The organism is Dyadobacter sp. HNCC25DJ186 (assembly GCF_056895235.1).
The window spans coordinates 218,202-238,277 of sequence record NZ_JBXHAS010000001.1 but is presented as its reverse complement, the minus strand read 5'-3'; the positions used below and the strand labels follow the sequence as shown (position 1 = coordinate 238,277).

The window sequence follows — 20,076 nt, the reverse complement described above, 5'->3', positions numbered from 1 at the left end:
AGTTTTAAGATCAATGAATAAATTTTTAACGGTTAGCATCTTTTTGGTTTTTGTTATTTCAGGTGTTTCGAAAGCACAGGATACTATTGATGTCGTAAAACCAGATTCAGAGATCAGGACGACGGATTCACCGGTTTCTGAAACAGATTCTATTAAAACAAAAAGCCGACTTGCTTTCGACAGAAAATGGTCATTTGGATTGAGCGGTGGATATGGTTATCGTTTGCCAAATAAAGGTGCCAGGACCAATCAGCCTTATTCAAAATATCTCCGGAATCTAAAATCCGGTTATTCGCTTGGTGCTGATATTCATCGGTTTATTTGGCCGCAGGTCGGATTGGGTTTAAAATATAATATTTTCAAAAGCCGGGGAGATTACGATAATAAAAATGGCGATGATATTACCATTCAATTTGTTGGCCCTTCGGCGGTTTACCAATATCCTTTCAAAAACAATACAACATCTGTCCTCGCGGGTTTTGCTTTGGGCTATCAGTCATATAGGAATAACGGCATTTCGAACGGTAAAGATTTTACGAATAAGGGCAATGCTATGGGCTGGGCTGTATCAGTCGGTTTGGAACAAAAGATCAGCAATCATTTTGCTTTAAACATTTCCGGTGCCTGTTATCTAGGGACAGCATATAAATTCAAAAGGGAAACGGGTGGAATAACTGAAACCATAAACCTCTCCAAAGAAAAATTTGAAGATTTATCAAGAGTTGAATTAACGCTCGGTCTCAAATTTTTCTAACATATCATTCGTTTTGTTTTATGAAAAAGTAAGGGAAAAGTAGGATAATTTAGTCTTACTTTTGAAACCTTGGCGAAGGAAGTTAAAAACAGAATTTCAATCGGTAGATTGACCAGTTTTGCGACTTACCAAACTAAGCCTTTTAAACTTTTCTTTCATATGATTTCCATTTTCCAACAATGGATGCAAATCGCAAAATGATGTTAAAACCTAACCTGTTTCTATTCCTTTGTGCAGTATTTTGCTGCCTGTTAACTTCACCAACAATTGTTTCTGCTCAGGCTGTAAAATCTAAAAAGCCACTCGTTGTGTTCGTAACGGGCGATCATGAATACAGCGGTGAAGAAACACTTCCGTTAATCGCAGCCGAACTTGAAAAGAATTATGGTATGCGTACCATCGTTTTGAAAGCCTCTCCAGATTACAATTCGGAGAAAAACATTCCTGGCCTGGAAGCTTTGAAAGATGCTGATCTGGCAGTTTTTTACCTGCGCTGGCGGCAATTGCCCAAGGAGCAGCTCGCTCATATTGACGCCTATCTGAAATCGGGAAAACCTGTAATGGGCTTCCGTACCACAACGCATGCGTTCAATTATCCAAAAGGAGATGAGAATGAAAAATGGAATGCTTTCGGAGAATTCGCCCTGAATTCTCCTCCTGGCTGGGGTGGAAAAGCAGCTCACACGCATTATGGACACAAAAGCAGCACGGATGTTTCTGTAATTCCCGAACAGTCAAAAAATCCTATACTGACAGGTGTATCTCCCAAATTTCATGTTCGTTCATGGTTATACCGCGTTCTTCCGGATTATCCAACTAAGGGCTCGACCTGGCTACTGATGGGTAAATCAGTTGATCCTGATAAACAAGATGTCGAAAATCCGGTTGCCTGGACAGGTACAAATTCCTTCGGCGGAAAAGTTTTCATGACAACCCTTGGGCATCCGGACGACTTCAAACTGGAACCTTTTCAGCGGCTGGTTATCAATGCAATTCACTGGGAATTAGGACAGAAAGTACCTAAAACCTGGAAGGGTAAAATGGATATCCAGGTTCCCTACAGAGAGGCAAAGTAAGCCCAGGTACCACTTTGAGCAATAGTATATTCCTAAACCATGAGTAAATTATCATTACGAAAATGACTAAACCCGCAAAAAGAGGCATCAACGGATTGTTTATCTTATTTGGATTAATTGTCATCGCTTTCAGTGCTTTTCAGTTCAGCGAGCCGGATTCGCTGAAACTCAAAAAAAACTCCCGAATAATTCTACTGGGAGGAAATCTTGGGTCCAGAATGATGAATTACGGCCATTTTGAAACTGAAATGCAAGTTCGGTATCCCGACAGTCTGCTTTATATCCGCAATATGTGCGACGGCGGCGATACACCTGGATTTCGTCCACATGCCAGCAGAAATTTACCCTGGGCATTTCCGGGCGCTGAAAAATTTCAGACAGAATATGCCAAAAATTCTAACAGTGAAGGTCATTTCGAATCACCGGATGAATGGATTACCAGGCTAAAAACAGATATCATCATTGCCTTTTTTGGATATAGCGAATCGTTCCAGGGAAAGGAAGGATTGGACAACTACAAAGCGGAACTTGATGCTTTCATTAAACATACATTGAGCCAAAAGTATAACGGAACGACGTCGCCTCAATTGGCCATTGTTTCTCCCATTGCGTTTGAAGATTTGTCGGCAAAATTTGATCTTCCAAACGGGAAGAAGGAAAATGAAAATCTTTCCCTTTACGCAAAGGCAATGAAGGAAGTTGCGGATCAGAACAAGGTGCTTTTCGTCGACGCATTTACACCTTCACAAAAATGGTATGCTGAAAGTAAAGCAGACCTGACAATTGACGGGTCGCAGTTGAATGAGGAAGGTTATAAGAAACTGGCACTTTTACTTTCTGATAAGGTTTTTGGAAAAGCTTTGCCGAAAGCAGAGGCGAACAGAAATCTGGTTCATGACGCCGTACTTGAAAAAAACTGGATGTGGCATAACGATTACAAAATTCCAAACGGTGTGCATGTTTACGGTCGTCGTTATAATCCGTTCGGCCAGGATAACTATCCGGCGGAAATTAACAAAATCCGGGAGCTGACAGCCATTCGCGATCAGGCTGTCTGGCTTGCTACTTCAAAAGGACAAAAGCTGGACCTGGCTGCTGCCGATAAAAATACTTCGCCTTTGCCGGAAGTGAAAACAAATTATAATCCGGAAAAAAACGGAAGTCTTGAATATCTGTATGGTGAAGACGCGCTCAAAAAACTGAAAGTGCCGGAAGGGTATAAAATCGAGCTTTTTGCTTCGGAAGAACAATTCCCGGATTTGGCAAAACCGATGCAGATGTCTTTTGATAACAAAGGAAGACTTTGGGTTTCTACGATGCCGAGTTATCCGCATTACAAGCCGGGGGATTCAAAACCAAATGATAAAATTATCATTTTTGAAGATACAAACGCAGACGGAAAGGCAGATAAACAAACTGTTTTCGCTGACGGATTACACCTTCCTTTGGGTTTTGAAATAGCAAAAGAAGGTGTTTACGTTTCCCAGGGAACAAATCTTAAAATCTTGATGGATACCAATGGAGATGGCAAGGCAGACAAAAGTGAAATTTTGTTAAGCGGGTTTGATGATCATGATACCCATCACAACAGCCATGCTTTTACAGTGGATCCGTCGGGTGCAATTTATTCTGGTGAAGGTGTTTTTCTCCATACAGATGTTGAAACTTCGTATGGCACCGTAAGGGCAACGAACGGTGGATTTTACAGATACGCACCACAGTTGAAAAAACTGGAACGTACTGCTCAACTTTCCATTCCAAACCCTTGGGGTATAGCGTTTGATGATTGGGGACAGCCGTTTTTTGCCGAAACTTCCAGTCCGGATGTTCGTTGGATGATGCCGGGATCTGTGTTGCCAAGATATGGCGAGTATACCCATAAGTCCGTTCAGCTTGTTGAAGATGCTCATCGTGTACGCCCGACTTCCGGGTTGGAATTTGTGTCAAGTCGCCATTTTCCGGATGATATTCAGGGAGATTTCCTGATCAATAATACGATAGGTTTCTTAGGTATGAAAGAACATACGCTAACGGATGACGGAACCGGATATGCAAGTAAACATCGTGCCGATCTTGTTGTCAGCGAAGACAGAAATTTCCGCCCTGTGGATATGGAATTTGCTCCTGACGGATCTCTTTACCTGATCGACTGGCATAATATCCTGATCGGGCACATGCAGCACAATGCACGCGACCCTTTGAGAGATCATTCACACGGGAGAATTTACCGGATTACGTATCCTTCAAGGCCGCTGGTGAAACCTGCAAAAGTGGATGGGGCAAGTATCGAAGAACTTTTTGCAAATCTTAAATTGCCGGAGTACCGCACCAGATACAGAACACGACGCGAGTTGCGTGGAAGGGATGTGAATCAGGTTTTAACAAAACTTAATACCTGGGTTGCTGGTCTGGATAAAAATGATCCACGTTATGAACATCATTTGCTGGAAGGTTTGTGGGTGAGCTGGGGTATGGATAAAGTGGATCAAAAACTTTTGAAACAGGTACTTAAAGCAAAAGATTACCATGCAAGGGCAGCTGCGGTTAACGTGGTACGTTTCACTGGGCATCAGGTTCCAGATCAGGCAGCTTTGTTGATGGAGGCGGCGAAGGATGAAAACAGCCGTGTCAGACTGGCAGCAATTGTGGCGGCGTCCTGGATTGGAAAGGAAAAGGGATTGCCAATTCTGGCGGAGGCAAAGAAAAAGCCATTGGACGATTGGTCGATTCACGCGTACGAAACGGCCGTTGCACATTTGAATGGTGTGGGTGTAAAAAAGGAAAAAGAAGTGGTTGTAAAATCAACACTAAAAGGAAAAGAGCTTGAACTTTACAATACGGGTAAAGGGATATATGCGAAGGAAGGATACTGCACCACATGCCATCAGCCTGACGGTAAGGGGTTAACAGCTTCTGGTTTCCCACCTCTGACAGCAAATAAATGGGTTTTAGGCAGTGAGGATCGTCTGATAAAACTGGCGTTAAAGGGACTTTTAGGACCGATTGAAGTAAGTGGCAAAAAGTATCCGGGACAAGTTCCGATGACACCATTCGGCGGACTTTTGAACGATGAGGAAATGGCAGCAGTGTTGACTTATGTCCGGAATTCATTTGGAAATCAGGGCTCGGCAATTCTTCCTGAGCGCGTTAAAAAAGTAAGAGCTGCCACGGAAAGTAAGCAGGATTTTTATTCTCCTGAGCAATTGCTGAAAGAACATCCAATGGAAAAATAATAATATAGGTTTTATACAAAAAAGCGCGGTTGTCTGATTCTCTCAGGCGGCCGCGTTTTTTTGTATTCATTTGAACGCTATCCAAAAGCTGCGACGCTGACATTATCGGATAAATTCAATGAATCAGCATTTAAAACTTCTCCCAAAAACCGCCACAGAATACAATGTTGTAGGTATGCAATTATAATTATTGATCTTATTTTATTCTTTTTCCCATTAGAAAGTCAGATTTTACCAGTCAGAAAAATAATCCGGTACCTGAATATTGTTTTTGGTTTTACTGAAAATGAATAGTTTGTAAAGCTTTGAAATCCGCTGAATATTAGCTCTTTGGACATTAAAAATGGAATAATCAAAAAAGAGGTAAAGTACAGGAATCTATCTTTAAATGAAGTAGGAAAAAAGGCAAAAAAAGCCTATCTTTGTATGTTTAAAAAGCCCCTGGATGGGCACTTTTTATCGTAGAGTAAAACAAATAATATGGCAAACGAAATAGCGAGTGAAGTAAATAATTATTCAGCCGATAATATCCAGGTTCTTGAAGGTTTAGAGGCCGTACGTAAACGTCCGGCCATGTACATTGGTGATACCGGTTTTAAAGGTGTTCACCATTTGATTTGGGAAGTAGTTGACAATTCCATTGATGAAGCAATGGCAGGCTACTGTGACACCATCAACGTTACGATAGAAGAAGATAATTCCATTACTGTTCAGGATAATGGCCGGGGTATTCCAACCGGGCTTATGGCGAAAGAGAAAAAATCTGCACTGGAAGTCGTTTTAACTGTACTTCATGCGGGAGGTAAGTTTGATAAAGATACTTATAAAGTTTCTGGTGGTTTGCACGGTGTCGGGGTATCATGTGTTAATGCGCTTTCAATCCATTTACGGGTAGAAATCCACAGAGAAGGCAAAATATTCGAACAGGAATATAGCGAAGGGAAACCTTTGTACCCTGTGCGTGTGATCGGTGATTCGGGCAAAACGGGAACGTTTATCCATTTCAAGCCGGATGCCACCATATTTACGGTTACGGAATATAAATACGAGACTGTTGCGACACGTCTTCGCGAGTTGTCCTTTTTGAATAAGGGTATCCGTATTACGTTGCAAGATAAGCGTGAGTTGGATGAGAACGGTGTTCCGCGTGGCGAAGAATTTCATTCCGAGATCGGTTTAAATGAGTTCGTTCTTTACCTGGAAGGAACACGGCAGGCGTTGATTCCTGAGCCGATCTACATGGAAAATACCAAAGGTTCGGTTCCGGTAGAAATTGCGATGATGTATAATACTTCATATGGTGAAAATGTTTTTTCTTATGTGAATAACATCAACACGGTTGAAGGTGGTACGCACGTTCAGGGTTTCAGGGCAGCTTTAACCAGAACGCTGAAAAATTATGCGGATAAATCTGGTGTGCTGGCCAAAGAAAAAATCGAGATTAGCGGAGACGATTTCCGTGAAGGATTGACTGCGGTTATTTCTGTTAAAGTGGCTGAACCTCAATTTGAAGGACAGACAAAAACTAAATTGGGTAACTCCGAAGTAGTTAGCGTCGTGAGTCAGGTTGTGGCTGAGATGCTTGATACTTATCTGGCTGAGCATCCAAAAGAAGCAAGGACGATCATTGATAAAGTAATTCTTGCCGCAAAAGCACGTATCGCTGCGAAAAAAGCGCGTGAGATGGTACAGCGTAAGAATATTTTGACAGGAACTGGTTTGCCAGGGAAACTATCTGACTGTTCTGAGACCGATCCTGCTATTTGTGAATTGTATCTGGTCGAAGGGGACTCTGCTGGTGGAACAGCGAAACAAGGTCGTAACCGTGCATTTCAGGCTATTTTGCCGTTGCGAGGTAAAATCCTTAATGTTGAAAAAGCACAGGAATATCGCATATACGAAAACGAAGAGATCAAAAATATGTTCACCGCAATGGGTGTGCAGATTGGGAAAGACGGAGATGAAAGAGCGTTGAACATTGACAAACTTCGTTACCATAAGATCGTCATCATGACCGATGCGGATATCGACGGTAGTCACATTCGTACACTGATCCTTACTTTCTTTTTCCGTTACATGAAGATTTTGATCGACAACGGTTATATCTACATTGCGCAGCCACCTTTGTATTTGGTTAAAAAGGGAAAAGAGGAAAGATATTGCTGGACAGAACAACAACGCGAAGAAGCTGTGAAGGCTGTTGGTAATGGCCGTGAAGATTTAGTGAATATTCAGCGTTACAAAGGTTTGGGAGAGATGAATGCCGAACAATTGTGGAGCACTACCATGAACCCGGACGGAAGAAGTCTTAAACAAGTATCGATCGAATCAGCAGCGGAGGCAGATCACTTATTTTCTATGTTAATGGGAGATGAAGTAGGGCCGAGGCGCGATTTTATTGAGAAGAATGCTAAATATGCTCGTGTAGACGTGTAACAGTCAGCTCTCGTCGCGGGTTAGAGAAAAACGGATGGCTGACTATGTTCAGTCGTCCGTTTTTTGTATAAAGAATTAACAAAAACTTCATCTTACTAAAAACAATACATAATTAGATTCGTTGCATTTTGGGACACACGAATAGCGCGGATTGTTTAAATTCATTACCTTATGCCTGATCATACCGACCCGATAACCAATAGCGAAAAAAGAGGAAGACTTTCTGGTCTGTTTTCATTTTTTAAAAACCCAAAAGAAACAACTATGGACGAAACAAAGCTTGTAAGTCCTACTGAAAAGGTGAATTCCCTGGTCCAGCAGAGCGATTTTATCAGTCGTGACCTTAGCTGGCTAAAATTTAACGACCGGGTATTGGATCAGGCACAAAATGAAGAAAGAAATTTATTTGACCGGTTAAAGTTTCTGGCCATTACCTCCTCCAATCTTGATGAGTTTTTGTCGATCCGTCTGGGTAGTTTGTATAATTATCTCGATTACGGAAAGGAGCGCGTGGATTATTCAGGATTGAGAGAAATTCCATTCCGGAAGATGCTCATGAAAGAACTGCACGAATTTGTCCGTTTGCAGAATGCTTGTTATACCGATAAGCTTCAACCTCTTTTCGCACAACATGGTTTTCGCGTCATTGGTATGGAGGATATCGTCGGAGAGGAAACTACCGTAATCGAGCAATATTTCGAGCGCACGGTTTATCCGATGTTGACACCAATGTTGTTTGACTATACCCACGCTTTCCCGGTTTTACTGGCCAAGGTCTTGATATTGGGCGTGATCACCCAGGTAAAAGGTACTTCCTCAGAAGAAGATCGGAAATTGTCTTTTGTACAGCTTCCACTTAATCTTCCTCGTTTTTATGTGATAGAACGAGACAATGAGATCCTTTTCCTTCCTATTGAAAAAATAGTCAGAGCGCATATCTACAAGTTGTACCGGAACGTCGATATCGTGTCGACCAACTTGTTCAGAATCATCAGAAACGGAGATTTTTCTCTGGAAGAAAGTGATGATATGGAATCTGATTTTATCGACGAGATTAAGCAAAAGATTAAAAACCGTCGCCTGGGTCGTGTTGTTAGCGTTGCGATCGAACCGGACACCAATCCCGATCTATTTAATTTAATAAAAAAGAGATGGGAAATTGATGATTACAATGTTTTTAAAGTGGAGGGACTGATCGATTATACCTCCCTTTGGGCCATTGTCAAACATCCTGAATTTAAGGATCAGATTCCGCCAATACATCCGCCGGTACCACCGCTGGGATTGGAGAGAGAAAGAATTCCTGATGTTTTTGAGGCGATGAAAGAAAGGGATATTCTTTTGCATCATCCATACAATAACTTTGAACCGGTGCTTCAGTTGCTGGAACAGGCCGCTGATGACCCGAAAGTACTCTCAATTAAGTTGACCATTTACCGTCTGGCGAAAAATTCCCGTGTTACGGACGCGTTATTGCGCGCTGCCGAAAACGGGAAACACGTAGCGGTACTGTTCGAAGTAAAAGCGAGATTTGATGAAGAGAACAACATTCGCGAAGCGCAGCGTTTGCAAAAAGCAGGCTGTTTTGTGATATATGGTATTGGTCAGTTGAAGACGCATACGAAGTTGTTGCTGATCGTTCGTAACGAAGGAAATCGTGTGTTACGTTACGCGCATTTATCGAGCGGTAACTACAATGAGGATACTTCCCGTTTATATACGGATACTGGCTTGTTGACTACCAATGAAGAATATACCCAGGATATCTCGGAGTTTTTCAATGTTATTACCGGTCATTCCAGCCCGACAGAATACCAGAATCTGATCACAGCTCCTCGTTATATGAGGAATAAGCTGATCGAGTTGATCCGTAAGGAAGCTGAGAATGCGAAAGCAGGTCTACCTTGCGGAATTTGTATCAAAATTAACTCGCTGGAAGATAAGGAAACAATTCAGGAACTCTATACGGCTTCGCAAGCTGGCGTGCCAGTGCGGCTGATCGTGCGTGGTATGTGTTGCCTGCGTCCCCGGAGAAAAGGTTTGAGCGAGAATATTTCAGTTCGTTCTTTGGTAGGAGATTTTCTTGAACATTCCAGAATATTCTATTTCCATCAGAACGGCGATCCGCTTGTTTATGGTGGCAGCGCCGATGCTATGGTCCGTAGTTTTGACCGTCGTATTGAATCGCTTTTCAAACTGGTTGATAACCGGGTAAAACAGGAGGCTATTCACATTTTGTATTTCAGTTTACTGGATAACGTGAATGCTTATGAAATGCAGGAAGATGGTACTTACATCAAATGCCTGGAACCAGATGAAGAGCCGTTAAATATTCACAAGGCATTTTTTGATGTGACGCTGGAAGATGTTTTGAAAGTAAAACTTTTTGTGCCGGATCAAAAACCGGCTGATACGATTGTTGAAGATTTAGCAAGGCAGCAACAGTCCGCCGAATCAGAACAGCAGATTTGTGAATGAAAAAATTGATAGAAGTAAACAAAAGCCGCCCAGATTTTTATTTGAGCGGCTTTGGTTTTTTTATTATTCTTTGAAAAATACCCTTTTAACCCGTTCTCCAATACCTGTCAATATTTCATAAGGTATCGTTCCAATTCGACTTGACAGATCAGTGATTGGTAGCCCGTTTCCAAAAATAATCACTTCATCTCCTTCCTCAACTTCGGCCCCGGTGACATCGATCATCGTCATGTCCATGCAAACATTACCAATCGTCGCACATAATGTGCCATTTACATAAACCTGGCCGACTCCGTTTCCCAGTCCACGGTCATATCCGTCTGCATAACCAATTGCCAACGTTGCGATGGCAGAATCATGGTTGACCATACCTCGTCTGCTATAGCCAACAGTTTCGCCGGCAGCCAGATATTTTATCTGGGAAACTACCGTTTTTAAAGTTCCTACGGGCTGTAAAAAATGTTGTTGTTGCCCCGTCGCTTCAACCCCGTATAAGCCAATACCCAGTCGCACCATATCCAGTTTGAAATCAGGGAAACGTACAATTCCGGCAGAATTTAAGATATGTTTCGTTACATTATAACCCAAGGCCTCCTCAATTTTCGAAGCGCCTTTTACGAATCTTTCATATTGCAAATGAGAGAAATTGTTGTGAACTCCTTCATCTGCGCCAACCAGATGACTAAAAACCGTGGAAACTTTTATAGAAGGATTAGCGGAAAGTTGCTTGCACAACCAATCATAATCATCTTCTACAAACCCAAGTCTGTGCATGCCGGTGTCCAGTTTCAAATGAACAGGAGAAATCTCTGACGAATTATTTTTTCGATTGACAAACTCAATCCAATCTGTCAGTACTCGTTTGCTGTATATTTCCGGTTCAAGATGATATTGCAAAAGCGTATCAAACGTGGGTGCCGTAGAATTCATCACCATAATAGGTAATGTAATTCCGCTCTGCCGCAAAGAAACACCTTCGTCCGCGTAGGCAACGCCTAGATAATCAACACGATGATATTGCAGTAAATTAGCAACTTCTGAACTTCCGCTTCCATAAGCAAAAGCTTTAACCATCACCATAATTTTTGTATCAGAACCGATTTTCGACCGGTAAAAATTTAGGTTGTGGGTCAATGCGTCAAGATTTATTTCAAGAACTGTCCCGTGTAATTTTTGCTGGATACGATGGACGATTTTTTCAAATGAAAACGTCCTGGCACCCTTAACTAAAACTAGGCTATCGACCAAAGAGCTGAATGGAAACTTTTTGAGAAAAGCTTCGGTGTCTTTGTAAAACTTGTTTTCAGAGATATCAAATTGTTTAACCTGCCTACTCATTTCCGGGCCGATTCCTATAAGGCGGTCAATCTTTTTTTCGCGCAATAATTGTGAAATAATGCCATATAATTCTTCCGGCGCTTGTCCGGATTGTAATACGTCTGAAAGTATAACAGTTCGGTGACTACGCTGTTCTTGTTGGGATAAAAAGTTAAGAGCCATTGTCAATCCCTGTAAATCATTGTTGTAAGTATCATCAATAACATAACAATTATTGATACCCTCTTTCAATTCCAAACGCATTGATACAGGGCGTAATGTCAGTATCCTTTCCTGAATAACCGACGCGGTTAATCCGAAATCAAGTAAAAAGGTGATGCAATGTGTAAGGTTTTCAAGAGAAGCCTCGTCCCGGAAACCAGTTTCAAATTGCAGTTTTCCAAAAATGCCATCAAGCTTTATTATGGCCTTTTCTTTTCCGGTTTCAAATGAAACCTGTATATCGGAGTTCGTTTTACTTCCCCAGGTAATCGTTTTCAGAAAAGGGTTGACGGGGCGAAGAATTAATTGGATCTCTTCATCGACCTCTGTATAATCCTTACAATAGATTAACGTTTTGACTTTTGTGAAAAGACGAAGTTTTTCTGTGATTTTCTGTTTGCGGCTGCGAAATCCATCATCATGTGCCGAACCGATATTGGTGAAAATTCCAACAGTTGGGTTGATTACCGGTTGTAGATATTCCATCTCATGCGAACGGGAAACTCCTGCCTCGAAAATAGCAAGCGTATGTTCTTTCTTCAAATTCCACACAGAAAGTGGGACACCTATTTGCGAATTGTAACTTTTAGGACTGGCAACAACACGTTGGCCGGGAGCGGTCAATTGTGCAAGCCATTCTTTTACAATTGTTTTACCGTTACTCCCTACAATTCCCAAAACAGGTATAAAAAAATGTCTACGATGCTCTGCAACGATTTTTTGCATGGCACGAATGCTTGAACCAACAATCCAGACGGTCGCATCTTTCCAGGACTTGATTTCTTGACGTAGATTGTCATTTAACGACGATTCTTCAACGACAAATTCCCTTACTCCTTTTAGATAAAGTTCTTTTAAAAATTGATGGCCATCGTGACGCTCGCCTTTGATGGCAAAGAAGATACTTTGTTCAGGGAAAGAAAGCTGGCGGCTATCGGTTAGCAGGTAAGTCGCCGTTGTTTGTACGGATTTGGTGGTATTTTCAGTCAGAATCATTCCAATGGTATTTGCAAAGCGCAAAGGTATTAAAGAATGACGTTTTTGTGTGGCATTTTTATATAAATCGAGCGGTTAGCAACCTGGTAAAAAGAAGACTGATTTTACATCCATTTTTTTAGTTTGAAGTACAGAATCATACCAAGAGTAACAATCGCCATAACGCCCCAGGTGTAATAATAACCGTTTGGATTTTTTAGCTCAGGCATATTGTCAAAGTTCATTCCATAGACGCCGACGATGAAAGTTAAAGGCATAAAAATAGCTGAAAAAATCGTTAGGGTTTTCATCACAGCATTCATCCGGTTGCTGATCGTTGAAAGATGAACGTCAGCCAGGCTGGCAAGAAGTTCGCGGTAAGAATCTACCGTATCTAAGGCCTGCATGGTATGATCGTATAAATCACGGTAGTAGGGTAGAACCTCTTTACTGATCATAGAATTGTCTTCGCGTATCAGTTGGTTAATCATATCGCGAAGTGGCCATATTGCCCTTCTCACGAACGTAAGTTCTCTTTTTAAAGCATACAAGTCATTCAATGATTCTCTTTTAGAACCGCTGATGATACTTTCTTCGACCAGATCGAGTTTTTCCCCAAATTTTTCAAGAACCAGAAAATAGTTATCCACGATCACATCCATCAGTGCAAATGCGAGGTAATCTGTACCATTTCGACGTGTTTTTCCGACTGAGGCGTTCAAACGATCAATTACCGGACTGAAAATGTCATTAGATCGTTCTTCCTGGAACGAAATCATATAATTTTTGCCAGCAACGAAACTTACATGCTCAGACGAAATTTCCAAGGGGTCGTCTGAATCAACATGTAGCATTTTAAGCGTCAGGAAAATATATCCGGTGTCATAAACTTCCAGCTTAGGCTTATGTTCCGTATTGACAATGTCTTCAAGAATTAACGGATGAAGGTTATATAGATTACCTATTTTGCCCACCAATGTCGTTTCATGAATACCATCAACATCCAGCCAGGTAATATGTGGCTCTATATCTGGATTCGCTGCACATTCTGCAAGACTTGTGACAGCTTCATTGCTATAGAATTTCTCATTGTACTGAATTTTGCGAATCTTCGTTTTTAACTCATTTTCAGGCCCGATGTATGTTAAAGTACCTGGTGAAGTTAATAAATTCTCCCTTTTTGGACGATGCTTCCGTTTCGACATTCTGTTACAATGAGACGATATTACCTGGATGGATTAGTGTTTTGGTCTTTGACCAAGTTATTTGCGAAGGTGATAAATAAGTAAGGGAACATGGGTATCTACAACCAGTTTTTTTGTCACACTCGGATTGATGAGAAATTCTTCAATGAACGAACGTTCTCTTGTTGACATAATCAGCAGATCCGCATTAACCTCATCGCAATAATCTTCAATACCGTCAATCACACTGTCTGCCTTTCTGTAAACAACTTCGTCTTCACCGATAGTGAACTCCCCTTTAATTTCATCAAGAAATTGATTGTCCGGTTGAATATCGGGCTGGTGTTCAGCATTGACTTTAAGCAAAGTTAATTTACTTCCCAAGTGGTTCATCAGGATGAAAACTTCACGAAGTATATCATTTTCTTCGTACTCAAATTGCGTAGCATATACAACCTTACTAAATTTTTTTGGCTCAGCCTGCGGAGGGATAATCATCACCGGGCAGGGAGAGTGTAACGCAATATCGGTTGCAGAGCTGCCAATCAGCTTATCCAGAAATCCACCAGTTCCGGTTCTTCCTGTTATAACCAAATCAGGGTTATAAGCTTCAATCGCATCTTCAACAGCGGACTGAATGCCGCCGACAGACCAAATTCCCTCGGCTCTGTATCCTTCCGCTACTATGCCAGCTACATAGCCGTCCAGTTGATGACGAAAATTTGCTTCCAGATCATCTCCGATACCGGAGTAATCAGGTGATCCTATTCCTGGTAAAACGCTACCAGGCATGACGCTAACATCAGGAATATAAGGCTGATAGGCATGTAAAATCAGTAACTCAGTTTTTTCTTTATCCGCTATAATTTTCGCTGCGGCCAGGGCGCGTTCAGCGTTTTCAGAAAAGTCAATGGGGATCAGGATTCGGTTCATAGTAGTCTGGTTTCGTGGAGTATGTTAGTTTTAGTCCAATATACCTCAATAGTTCTTATATCATATTAAGAAATTATAAAGAATAATGCCAGAACGTAACGACTGTTATCCAATTATTATTCATACTTGCGCCAAAAGCCCAAAATAAATCCAGTCAGGCTGTATACGACAACACTTACACCACCATCAATCAACGAAAGTTCAAGCGGGCGCATAGAAAACATGTCTTTAACCACGGTTTCGAAAAGAACGAAAACGGTTCCAAAAAGCAGACCAATTAAAAAACCAAAATATCCGGATTTTACAGGGATTTTAGTGAAAACCCAAGCCACTGTATACGCCATGAAGGAAGTGGCAACAATACTGGACAAATAAGGGATCGGGCTCATGGCCGAAGGCATTGGTTGTTTGTCCAGGCCATTCAGCGTAGCCCATTCTTCGGAAAAAAAGTAATACCACAAAGCAGGAATGATTTGTCCAACTACCACACAAACCAGCACAGCCCAAAGATTGACGGATTGTTTTCTCATATCAGAGTTGTTATTCAGTCATCGAACAGGAAATTATAGACCGCTCATCAGTGAAAATTAATCAGAGGTCTCCTTAATGTAACGGTTTAAGAAAGTCAATATTTCTTTTCAAACCGTCATACTTCGTTCGCTTAAGCGGCGAGCGTCTGAATAGTTCACGGAAAACTTCTTCAGTTATTTCCTCCCAGTCGTTCCTTTTGAAGTCGGCGAGTTCCTGAGGCAGAGCGAACTCCGGAATTTTTGTAGGTTGGGAAAAACGGTTCCATGGACAAACATCCTGGCAAATATCGCAGCCAAAAATCCAGTTATTAAATTTGCCTTTGGCCTCTTCCGGAATGGCATCTTTCAACTCGATCGTGTAATAACTGATACATTTACTGCCATCGACCACATACGGTTCAGTGATTGCATCGGTTGGACAAGCGTCGATACAGCGCGTGCAAGTTCCGCAATAATCTTTTACAGCTCCGTCGTAAGCCAATTTTAAATCACAGATAATTTCTCCAATAAAGAAAAAACTACCCATATCCCGGTTAAGTAAATTGGAATGACGACCAACCCACCCCAAACCACTTTTCGCCGCCCATGCCTTATCCATCACAGGCGCCGAGTCGACAAAAATTCTCCCGTTCACTTCACCGATCTCGTGCTGAATTGCTTCCAATAGTAATTGAAGTTTTTCTTTCAGCACAAAATGATAATCTTTCCCATAAGCATATTTGGAAAGTTTGAGATCGTCAGCACCTTCCGGAAGCCTTTCGGCCGGATAATAGTTTAACAAAACGGATATGACACATGCTGCTCCGTCAACAAGTTTTCTGGGATCAAGCCGTTTATCAAAATGGTTTGCCATATAGCCCATCGCACCATTATGATTTTGGTTGAGCCAGTTTTCAAGTCGGGGAGCTTCTTCTTCCAGGAATTCAGCTTTGGAAATACCGCAAAAGTCGAAACCAATTTCGGCTGCTTTCGATTTAATAAACTGGCTTCTTTCCGCGCGTATGAGTTCTTCCGTAGTCATTCTGCAAAGTTACGAAATGCAGTCGGAATGTCATCTTGTCAGTTTTTTTTGTGCTGGCAAAGTAATTTAGTATCCTCTGGTACATGAAAATTCATGGAAGTGCAGGAAAACTATGCCGAAAAATACGAAGACAACATATAAAAGGACATGGAAAACCAAATAAATGAGGATGCCAATTCAGTAAATACTGACAATGTGGAAAACGAAGAAAAAAAAGTTGCAGAAAATGGCCTTCCAATGGACAATGCGGGCGAAGTAATCGGAGAAATTGAAGAAGTAGATCCGGCCGAAGCTCATAAAACAGAAGTTGCTGAGCTTAAAGATAAATACATGCGACTGTATGCTGATTTTGAAAATTTCCGCAGACGCACAGCAAAAGAAAAACTTGAAATGATCTCGGGTGCAAGTGCTGATCTTATCAAAGCGGTATTACCTATCGTTGATGATTTTGAGCGTGCAAAAGTTTCATTCGATTCTTCAACTGAAATCGAAGCTTTGAAAGAAGGTGTTGATTTGATCTATACCAAATTATACAAAACACTTGAATCAAAAGGATTGAAACCAATGCAGTCAAAAGGTGAGGTTTTTGATGCAGAACTTCATGAATCAATCGCACAGTTTCCGGCTCCTACCGAAGATTTGAAAGGAAAGGTAATTGACGAAATTGAAAAAGGATATTTTCTTAATGAAAAAGTGATTCGCTATGCAAAAGTAATTGTTGGCGCCTGATCATATCAAATAATAATGGTAATGTATGCATTAACGGACATCCATTATTGAATTTTTACTGCGGTAAAGACTGCATACATTACTCATTGAAATATTAAAATGGCAAAGAAAAGAGATTTTTACGAAGTTCTTGGCGTGGATCGTGGCGCTGCTGCTGACGACATCAAGAAGGCTTATCGCAAGCTTGCGATTAAGTTTCACCCGGATAAAAACCCTGACGATCCAACGGCAGAAGATAAATTCAAAGAAGCTGCGGAGGCTTACAGTGTTCTGAGCGACGAGAACAAACGTCAACGTTATGACCAGTTTGGTCATGCTGGTGTTGGTGGAGCCGCAGGCGGAGCTGGAGCAGGAGGTTTCGGCGGCGGTGGTTTTTCTATGGATGATATATTCTCGCAGTTCGGCGATATTTTCGGAGGCGGCGAAAGTCCTTTCGGTGATATTTTTGGACGGGGCGGCGGAGGCGGTGGCCGTAGAGTACGTCGTGGTTCTGATTTAAGAATTAAGCTGAAACTTAATCTTGAAGAAGTCGCAAACGGTGTCGAGAAAAAAATTAAAGTCAAACGTCATGTCAGCTGTAACACTTGCGGAGGTAACGGCGCAAAACATGGTACAGCACTGACAACTTGTACGGGCTGTAACGGCACGGGTCAGGTACGTAAGGTGGTGAGTACGATGTTGGGGCAAATGGTTTCCACAACAACTTGCCCTACCTGTAACGGCGACGGAAAAATTATTAGCGAGCGTTGCGATTCATGTGCGGGTGAAGGCCGTTTGTTACAGGACGATCTGATCACGTTAAACATTCCTGGTGGTGTTGCCGAAGGCATGCAGCTTTCAATGTCAGGTAAAGGTAACGTGCCTTCAAGAGGTGGTGTTGCCGGAGATTTGCTGATCGTGATCGAAGAGGAAGAAGATCTGAACCTGAAACGTGATGGAAATAATGTGGTATTTGATATGCACATGAGTTTTATTGATGCAGCATTAGGTACTTCAACCGAGATTCCGACCATTGACGGTAAAGCAAGAATCACCATTGAACCAGGTACGCAGGCAGGAAAAATTCTTCGTTTGAAAGGAAAAGGTATCAAAGATCTGAATGGTTACGGAAAAGGGGATCAGCTGGTGCATATCAGTGTATGGACGCCACAGCAGTTATCTTCTGATGAGCGTGAAACGCTTGAATCACTTCGTAATTCTCCAAATTTCCAGCCAAAACCTGGTAAGAACGAAAAAGGATTTTTTGATAAAATGAAGGATTTCTTTCATTGATCTGTATTGAAGGATAAAATATAGAAACGAGCCGGTCAGTCATGATTCGGCTCGTTTTATTTTTAATGTAAATGTAACGTCTCATTTGAAAAATAGTCACTTTGTGATTTTACCTTTGCTGTTAGATTTAATTTAAAATTATGACTTACAAAACTTTAAAGGCAGCTGCGATAGGTCTCGCTATGCTTTGTTCAGGAATGCAGACTGAGGCACAAAACAAACCAACGGAATTGACCTTCGCTACTTACAATGTGAGTATGGAGGCCGAAAATTATGTTAAAAAAGGAACAGCAGGAATTTCTGAGAAAGTCTTAATCGGTGAACTGGCATCCGGAAATAATGCGCAGATAAAAAACATTGCCAAAATTATTCAGACCGTAAGGCCAGATGTGATTTTGCTGAACGAGTTTGACTATATCAAAGATCCAAAACAGGGTGTTCTGCAATTTGTGAAGGGATATCTTGAAAAAGGGCAGGGTGGAGCCAAAGGAATTGAATATCCATACTATTATTTTGGAACATCAAATACCGGACAGCCAAGCCCGTATGACCTGGATAACGACGGCGTAGCAAGCAAGACTGGTGCAGATGCCTGGGGATTTGGTTTATATCCGGGGCAGTATGCTATGGTATTGATTTCAAGATATCCGATTGACCTGGCCAATGTCAGGACTTTTCAGAATTTCAAATGGAAAGATATGCCAGGTGCTTTGAAAACAGTTAAGGCGGATGGCAGCGATTGGTATACGGCTGAAGCATGGGCAAATTTCCCGCTTTCGTCAAAATCGCATTGGGATGTTCCGGTTAAAGTGGGGAATAAAACAATTCATTTTCTTGCAAGTCATCCGACCCCACCGTCATTTGATGGTGCCGAAGATCGTAATGGAAAAAGGAATCATGACGAGATCAGGTTCTGGAATGACTATATCAGTGATTCAGGAAACGAATATATTTATGACGACAAAGGGAAAAAAGGAGGTTTGCCTGCCAATTCTTCTTTTGTAATTCTCGGCGACCAGAATGCTTCGCCTGTTGAAGGAAATGCGGTATCAGAAGGTATTAAAGCACTTCTGGCAAGTCCGAAAGTGAATAGTGACAATGCCCCTGAAAGTAAAGGTGGAGCAGAACACTCACCTAACAATCCTTTTGCGAAAAATCATACGGCCTTCTGGCGAATGAGAGCTGATTATGTGCTGCCTTCCCGTTCAGGTTTTAAAATGATGGATAGTGGCGTTTTCTGGCCGGCAAAAGGTGAGCCAATGGCTGAACTTGTGGAGAAAAGAGAGTCCAGCTCGGACCATCGATTGGTTTGGATAAAGGTGATATTTGAATAAATTTAATTCCAATAAAAAAAGAGAAGCGAAGGCTTCTCTTTTTTTATTGGGCGATCACGACTGAATCTTCCTTTATTTCGAGATTGTAGATGTGGTCGGTATCTTCATCATTTTTGCTGCTGAATTTTCCGAAAGTCCTGTTCCATTTCTTTTTTGAACCAATGGCTACCAGCCGGTAAAAGCCAGTCGCGGCTGGGTTTTTATTGATATCGTATGTCAGTCTGACCGCAAGATTTTCGGGAATATTGGTAATAAAAACTGAATCAATAATGCTACTTGACGAACTGTCCCCACTTTCAACAAATACTGTTAAGCGACTTATTTTGTCTGTGGATTTATTGGTAACTAAATATTGAACGTCAGATATGGCTGTTTCAGATTCATTGCAAGATTGTAACACTGTGAAGATAAACGAGAGCGTAACCAGACAATATAACTTTGGTAAAATATTTCCATGCTTGTTAGCGGTAATCATAACTTTTAGCGTAAGTTTTCAGTCGAACTCAAAGCTAGTAACAAGTTGTAGTATTTTATTATAGAATTTATTCTATAATATTAATTCTAGTATATTTTCCGGTTAAA

Annotated in this window: 14 protein-coding genes; 8 read left to right on the top strand and 6 right to left on the bottom strand. The window is 41.5% G+C overall.

The annotated features are described in order from the left end of the window. Positions 1–13 precede the first annotated feature (13 nt). The 5 genes from AC1XUO_RS01095 (at position 14) to ppk1 (ending at position 9,977) form a co-directional block, all read left to right on the top strand. Positions 14–754, top strand: coding sequence for an outer membrane beta-barrel protein (locus tag AC1XUO_RS01095; protein WP_483327912.1), 741 nt, complete (start codon positions 14–16; stop codon positions 752–754). 197 nt (positions 755–951) lie between these two features. Then, positions 952–1,830, top strand: coding sequence for a ThuA domain-containing protein (locus AC1XUO_RS01090; RefSeq protein ID WP_483328653.1), 879 nt, complete (start codon positions 952–954; stop codon positions 1,828–1,830). A 62-nt stretch (positions 1,831–1,892) separates the two neighbouring features. Further along, the gene (locus AC1XUO_RS01085) at positions 1,893–5,063 is read left to right on the top strand and encodes a PVC-type heme-binding CxxCH protein (protein WP_483327911.1); all 3,171 of its coding nucleotides are present in this window, start codon (positions 1,893–1,895) and stop codon (positions 5,061–5,063) included. A gap of 480 nt (positions 5,064–5,543) precedes the next feature. Continuing rightward, positions 5,544–7,499 (top strand): DNA topoisomerase (ATP-hydrolyzing) subunit B, encoded by a 1,956-nt coding sequence (gene gyrB, locus AC1XUO_RS01080; protein ID WP_483327910.1) that lies wholly within the window; start codon positions 5,544–5,546, stop codon positions 7,497–7,499. A gap of 171 nt (positions 7,500–7,670) precedes the next feature. Next, a complete protein-coding gene (gene ppk1, locus AC1XUO_RS01075) occupies positions 7,671–9,977 on the top strand; it encodes a polyphosphate kinase 1 (RefSeq protein WP_483327909.1) in 2,307 nt (768 codons plus the stop codon). Positions 9,978–10,040: 63 nt separating this feature from the next. Here ppk1 and AC1XUO_RS01070 read toward each other — a convergent pair whose 3' ends face one another. From AC1XUO_RS01070 to queG, 5 genes are all read right to left on the bottom strand, one after another. After that, entirely contained in the window at positions 10,041–12,512 is a 2,472-nt protein-coding gene (locus tag AC1XUO_RS01070) for a bifunctional UDP-N-acetylmuramoyl-tripeptide:D-alanyl-D-alanine ligase/alanine racemase (protein WP_483327908.1), read from the bottom strand. A gap of 104 nt (positions 12,513–12,616) precedes the next feature. Continuing rightward, positions 12,617–13,696, bottom strand: coding sequence for a magnesium/cobalt transporter CorA (gene corA / locus AC1XUO_RS01065; protein WP_483327907.1), 1,080 nt, complete (start codon positions 13,694–13,696; stop codon positions 12,617–12,619). A 57-nt stretch (positions 13,697–13,753) separates the two neighbouring features. Continuing rightward, positions 13,754–14,608, bottom strand: coding sequence for a universal stress protein (locus AC1XUO_RS01060; protein ID WP_483327906.1), 855 nt, complete (start codon positions 14,606–14,608; stop codon positions 13,754–13,756). A 116-nt stretch (positions 14,609–14,724) separates the two neighbouring features. Next, positions 14,725–15,138, bottom strand: coding sequence for a DUF1761 domain-containing protein (locus tag AC1XUO_RS01055; protein ID WP_483327905.1), 414 nt, complete (start codon positions 15,136–15,138; stop codon positions 14,725–14,727). A 73-nt stretch (positions 15,139–15,211) separates the two neighbouring features. Further along, entirely contained in the window at positions 15,212–16,159 is a 948-nt protein-coding gene (gene queG, locus AC1XUO_RS01050; protein WP_483327904.1) for a tRNA epoxyqueuosine(34) reductase QueG, read from the bottom strand. A 147-nt stretch (positions 16,160–16,306) separates the two neighbouring features. Between queG and AC1XUO_RS01045 the strand changes: the two genes are divergently transcribed. The 3 genes from AC1XUO_RS01045 to AC1XUO_RS01035 all read left to right on the top strand — a co-directional run bounded on the left by AC1XUO_RS01045 (position 16,307) and on the right by AC1XUO_RS01035 (position 19,494). Beyond that, positions 16,307–16,888 carry a nucleotide exchange factor GrpE gene (locus AC1XUO_RS01045; RefSeq protein WP_483327903.1) on the top strand — a complete coding sequence of 194 codons (582 nt, stop codon included), beginning with the start codon at positions 16,307–16,309 and terminating at the stop codon, positions 16,886–16,888. A gap of 99 nt (positions 16,889–16,987) precedes the next feature. Next, on the top strand, positions 16,988–18,160 hold the full coding sequence (dnaJ, locus tag AC1XUO_RS01040; protein WP_483327902.1) for a molecular chaperone DnaJ: 1,173 nt from the start codon (positions 16,988–16,990) through the stop codon (positions 18,158–18,160). A 140-nt stretch (positions 18,161–18,300) separates the two neighbouring features. Then, the gene (locus AC1XUO_RS01035; protein WP_483327901.1) at positions 18,301–19,494 is read left to right on the top strand and encodes an endonuclease/exonuclease/phosphatase family protein; all 1,194 of its coding nucleotides are present in this window, start codon (positions 18,301–18,303) and stop codon (positions 19,492–19,494) included. A 43-nt stretch (positions 19,495–19,537) separates the two neighbouring features. Here AC1XUO_RS01035 and AC1XUO_RS01030 read toward each other — a convergent pair whose 3' ends face one another. Further along, positions 19,538–19,969 carry a hypothetical protein gene (locus tag AC1XUO_RS01030; RefSeq protein ID WP_483327900.1) on the bottom strand — a complete coding sequence of 144 codons (432 nt, stop codon included), beginning with the start codon at positions 19,967–19,969 and terminating at the stop codon, positions 19,538–19,540. Positions 19,970–20,076: the final 107 nt, after the last annotated feature.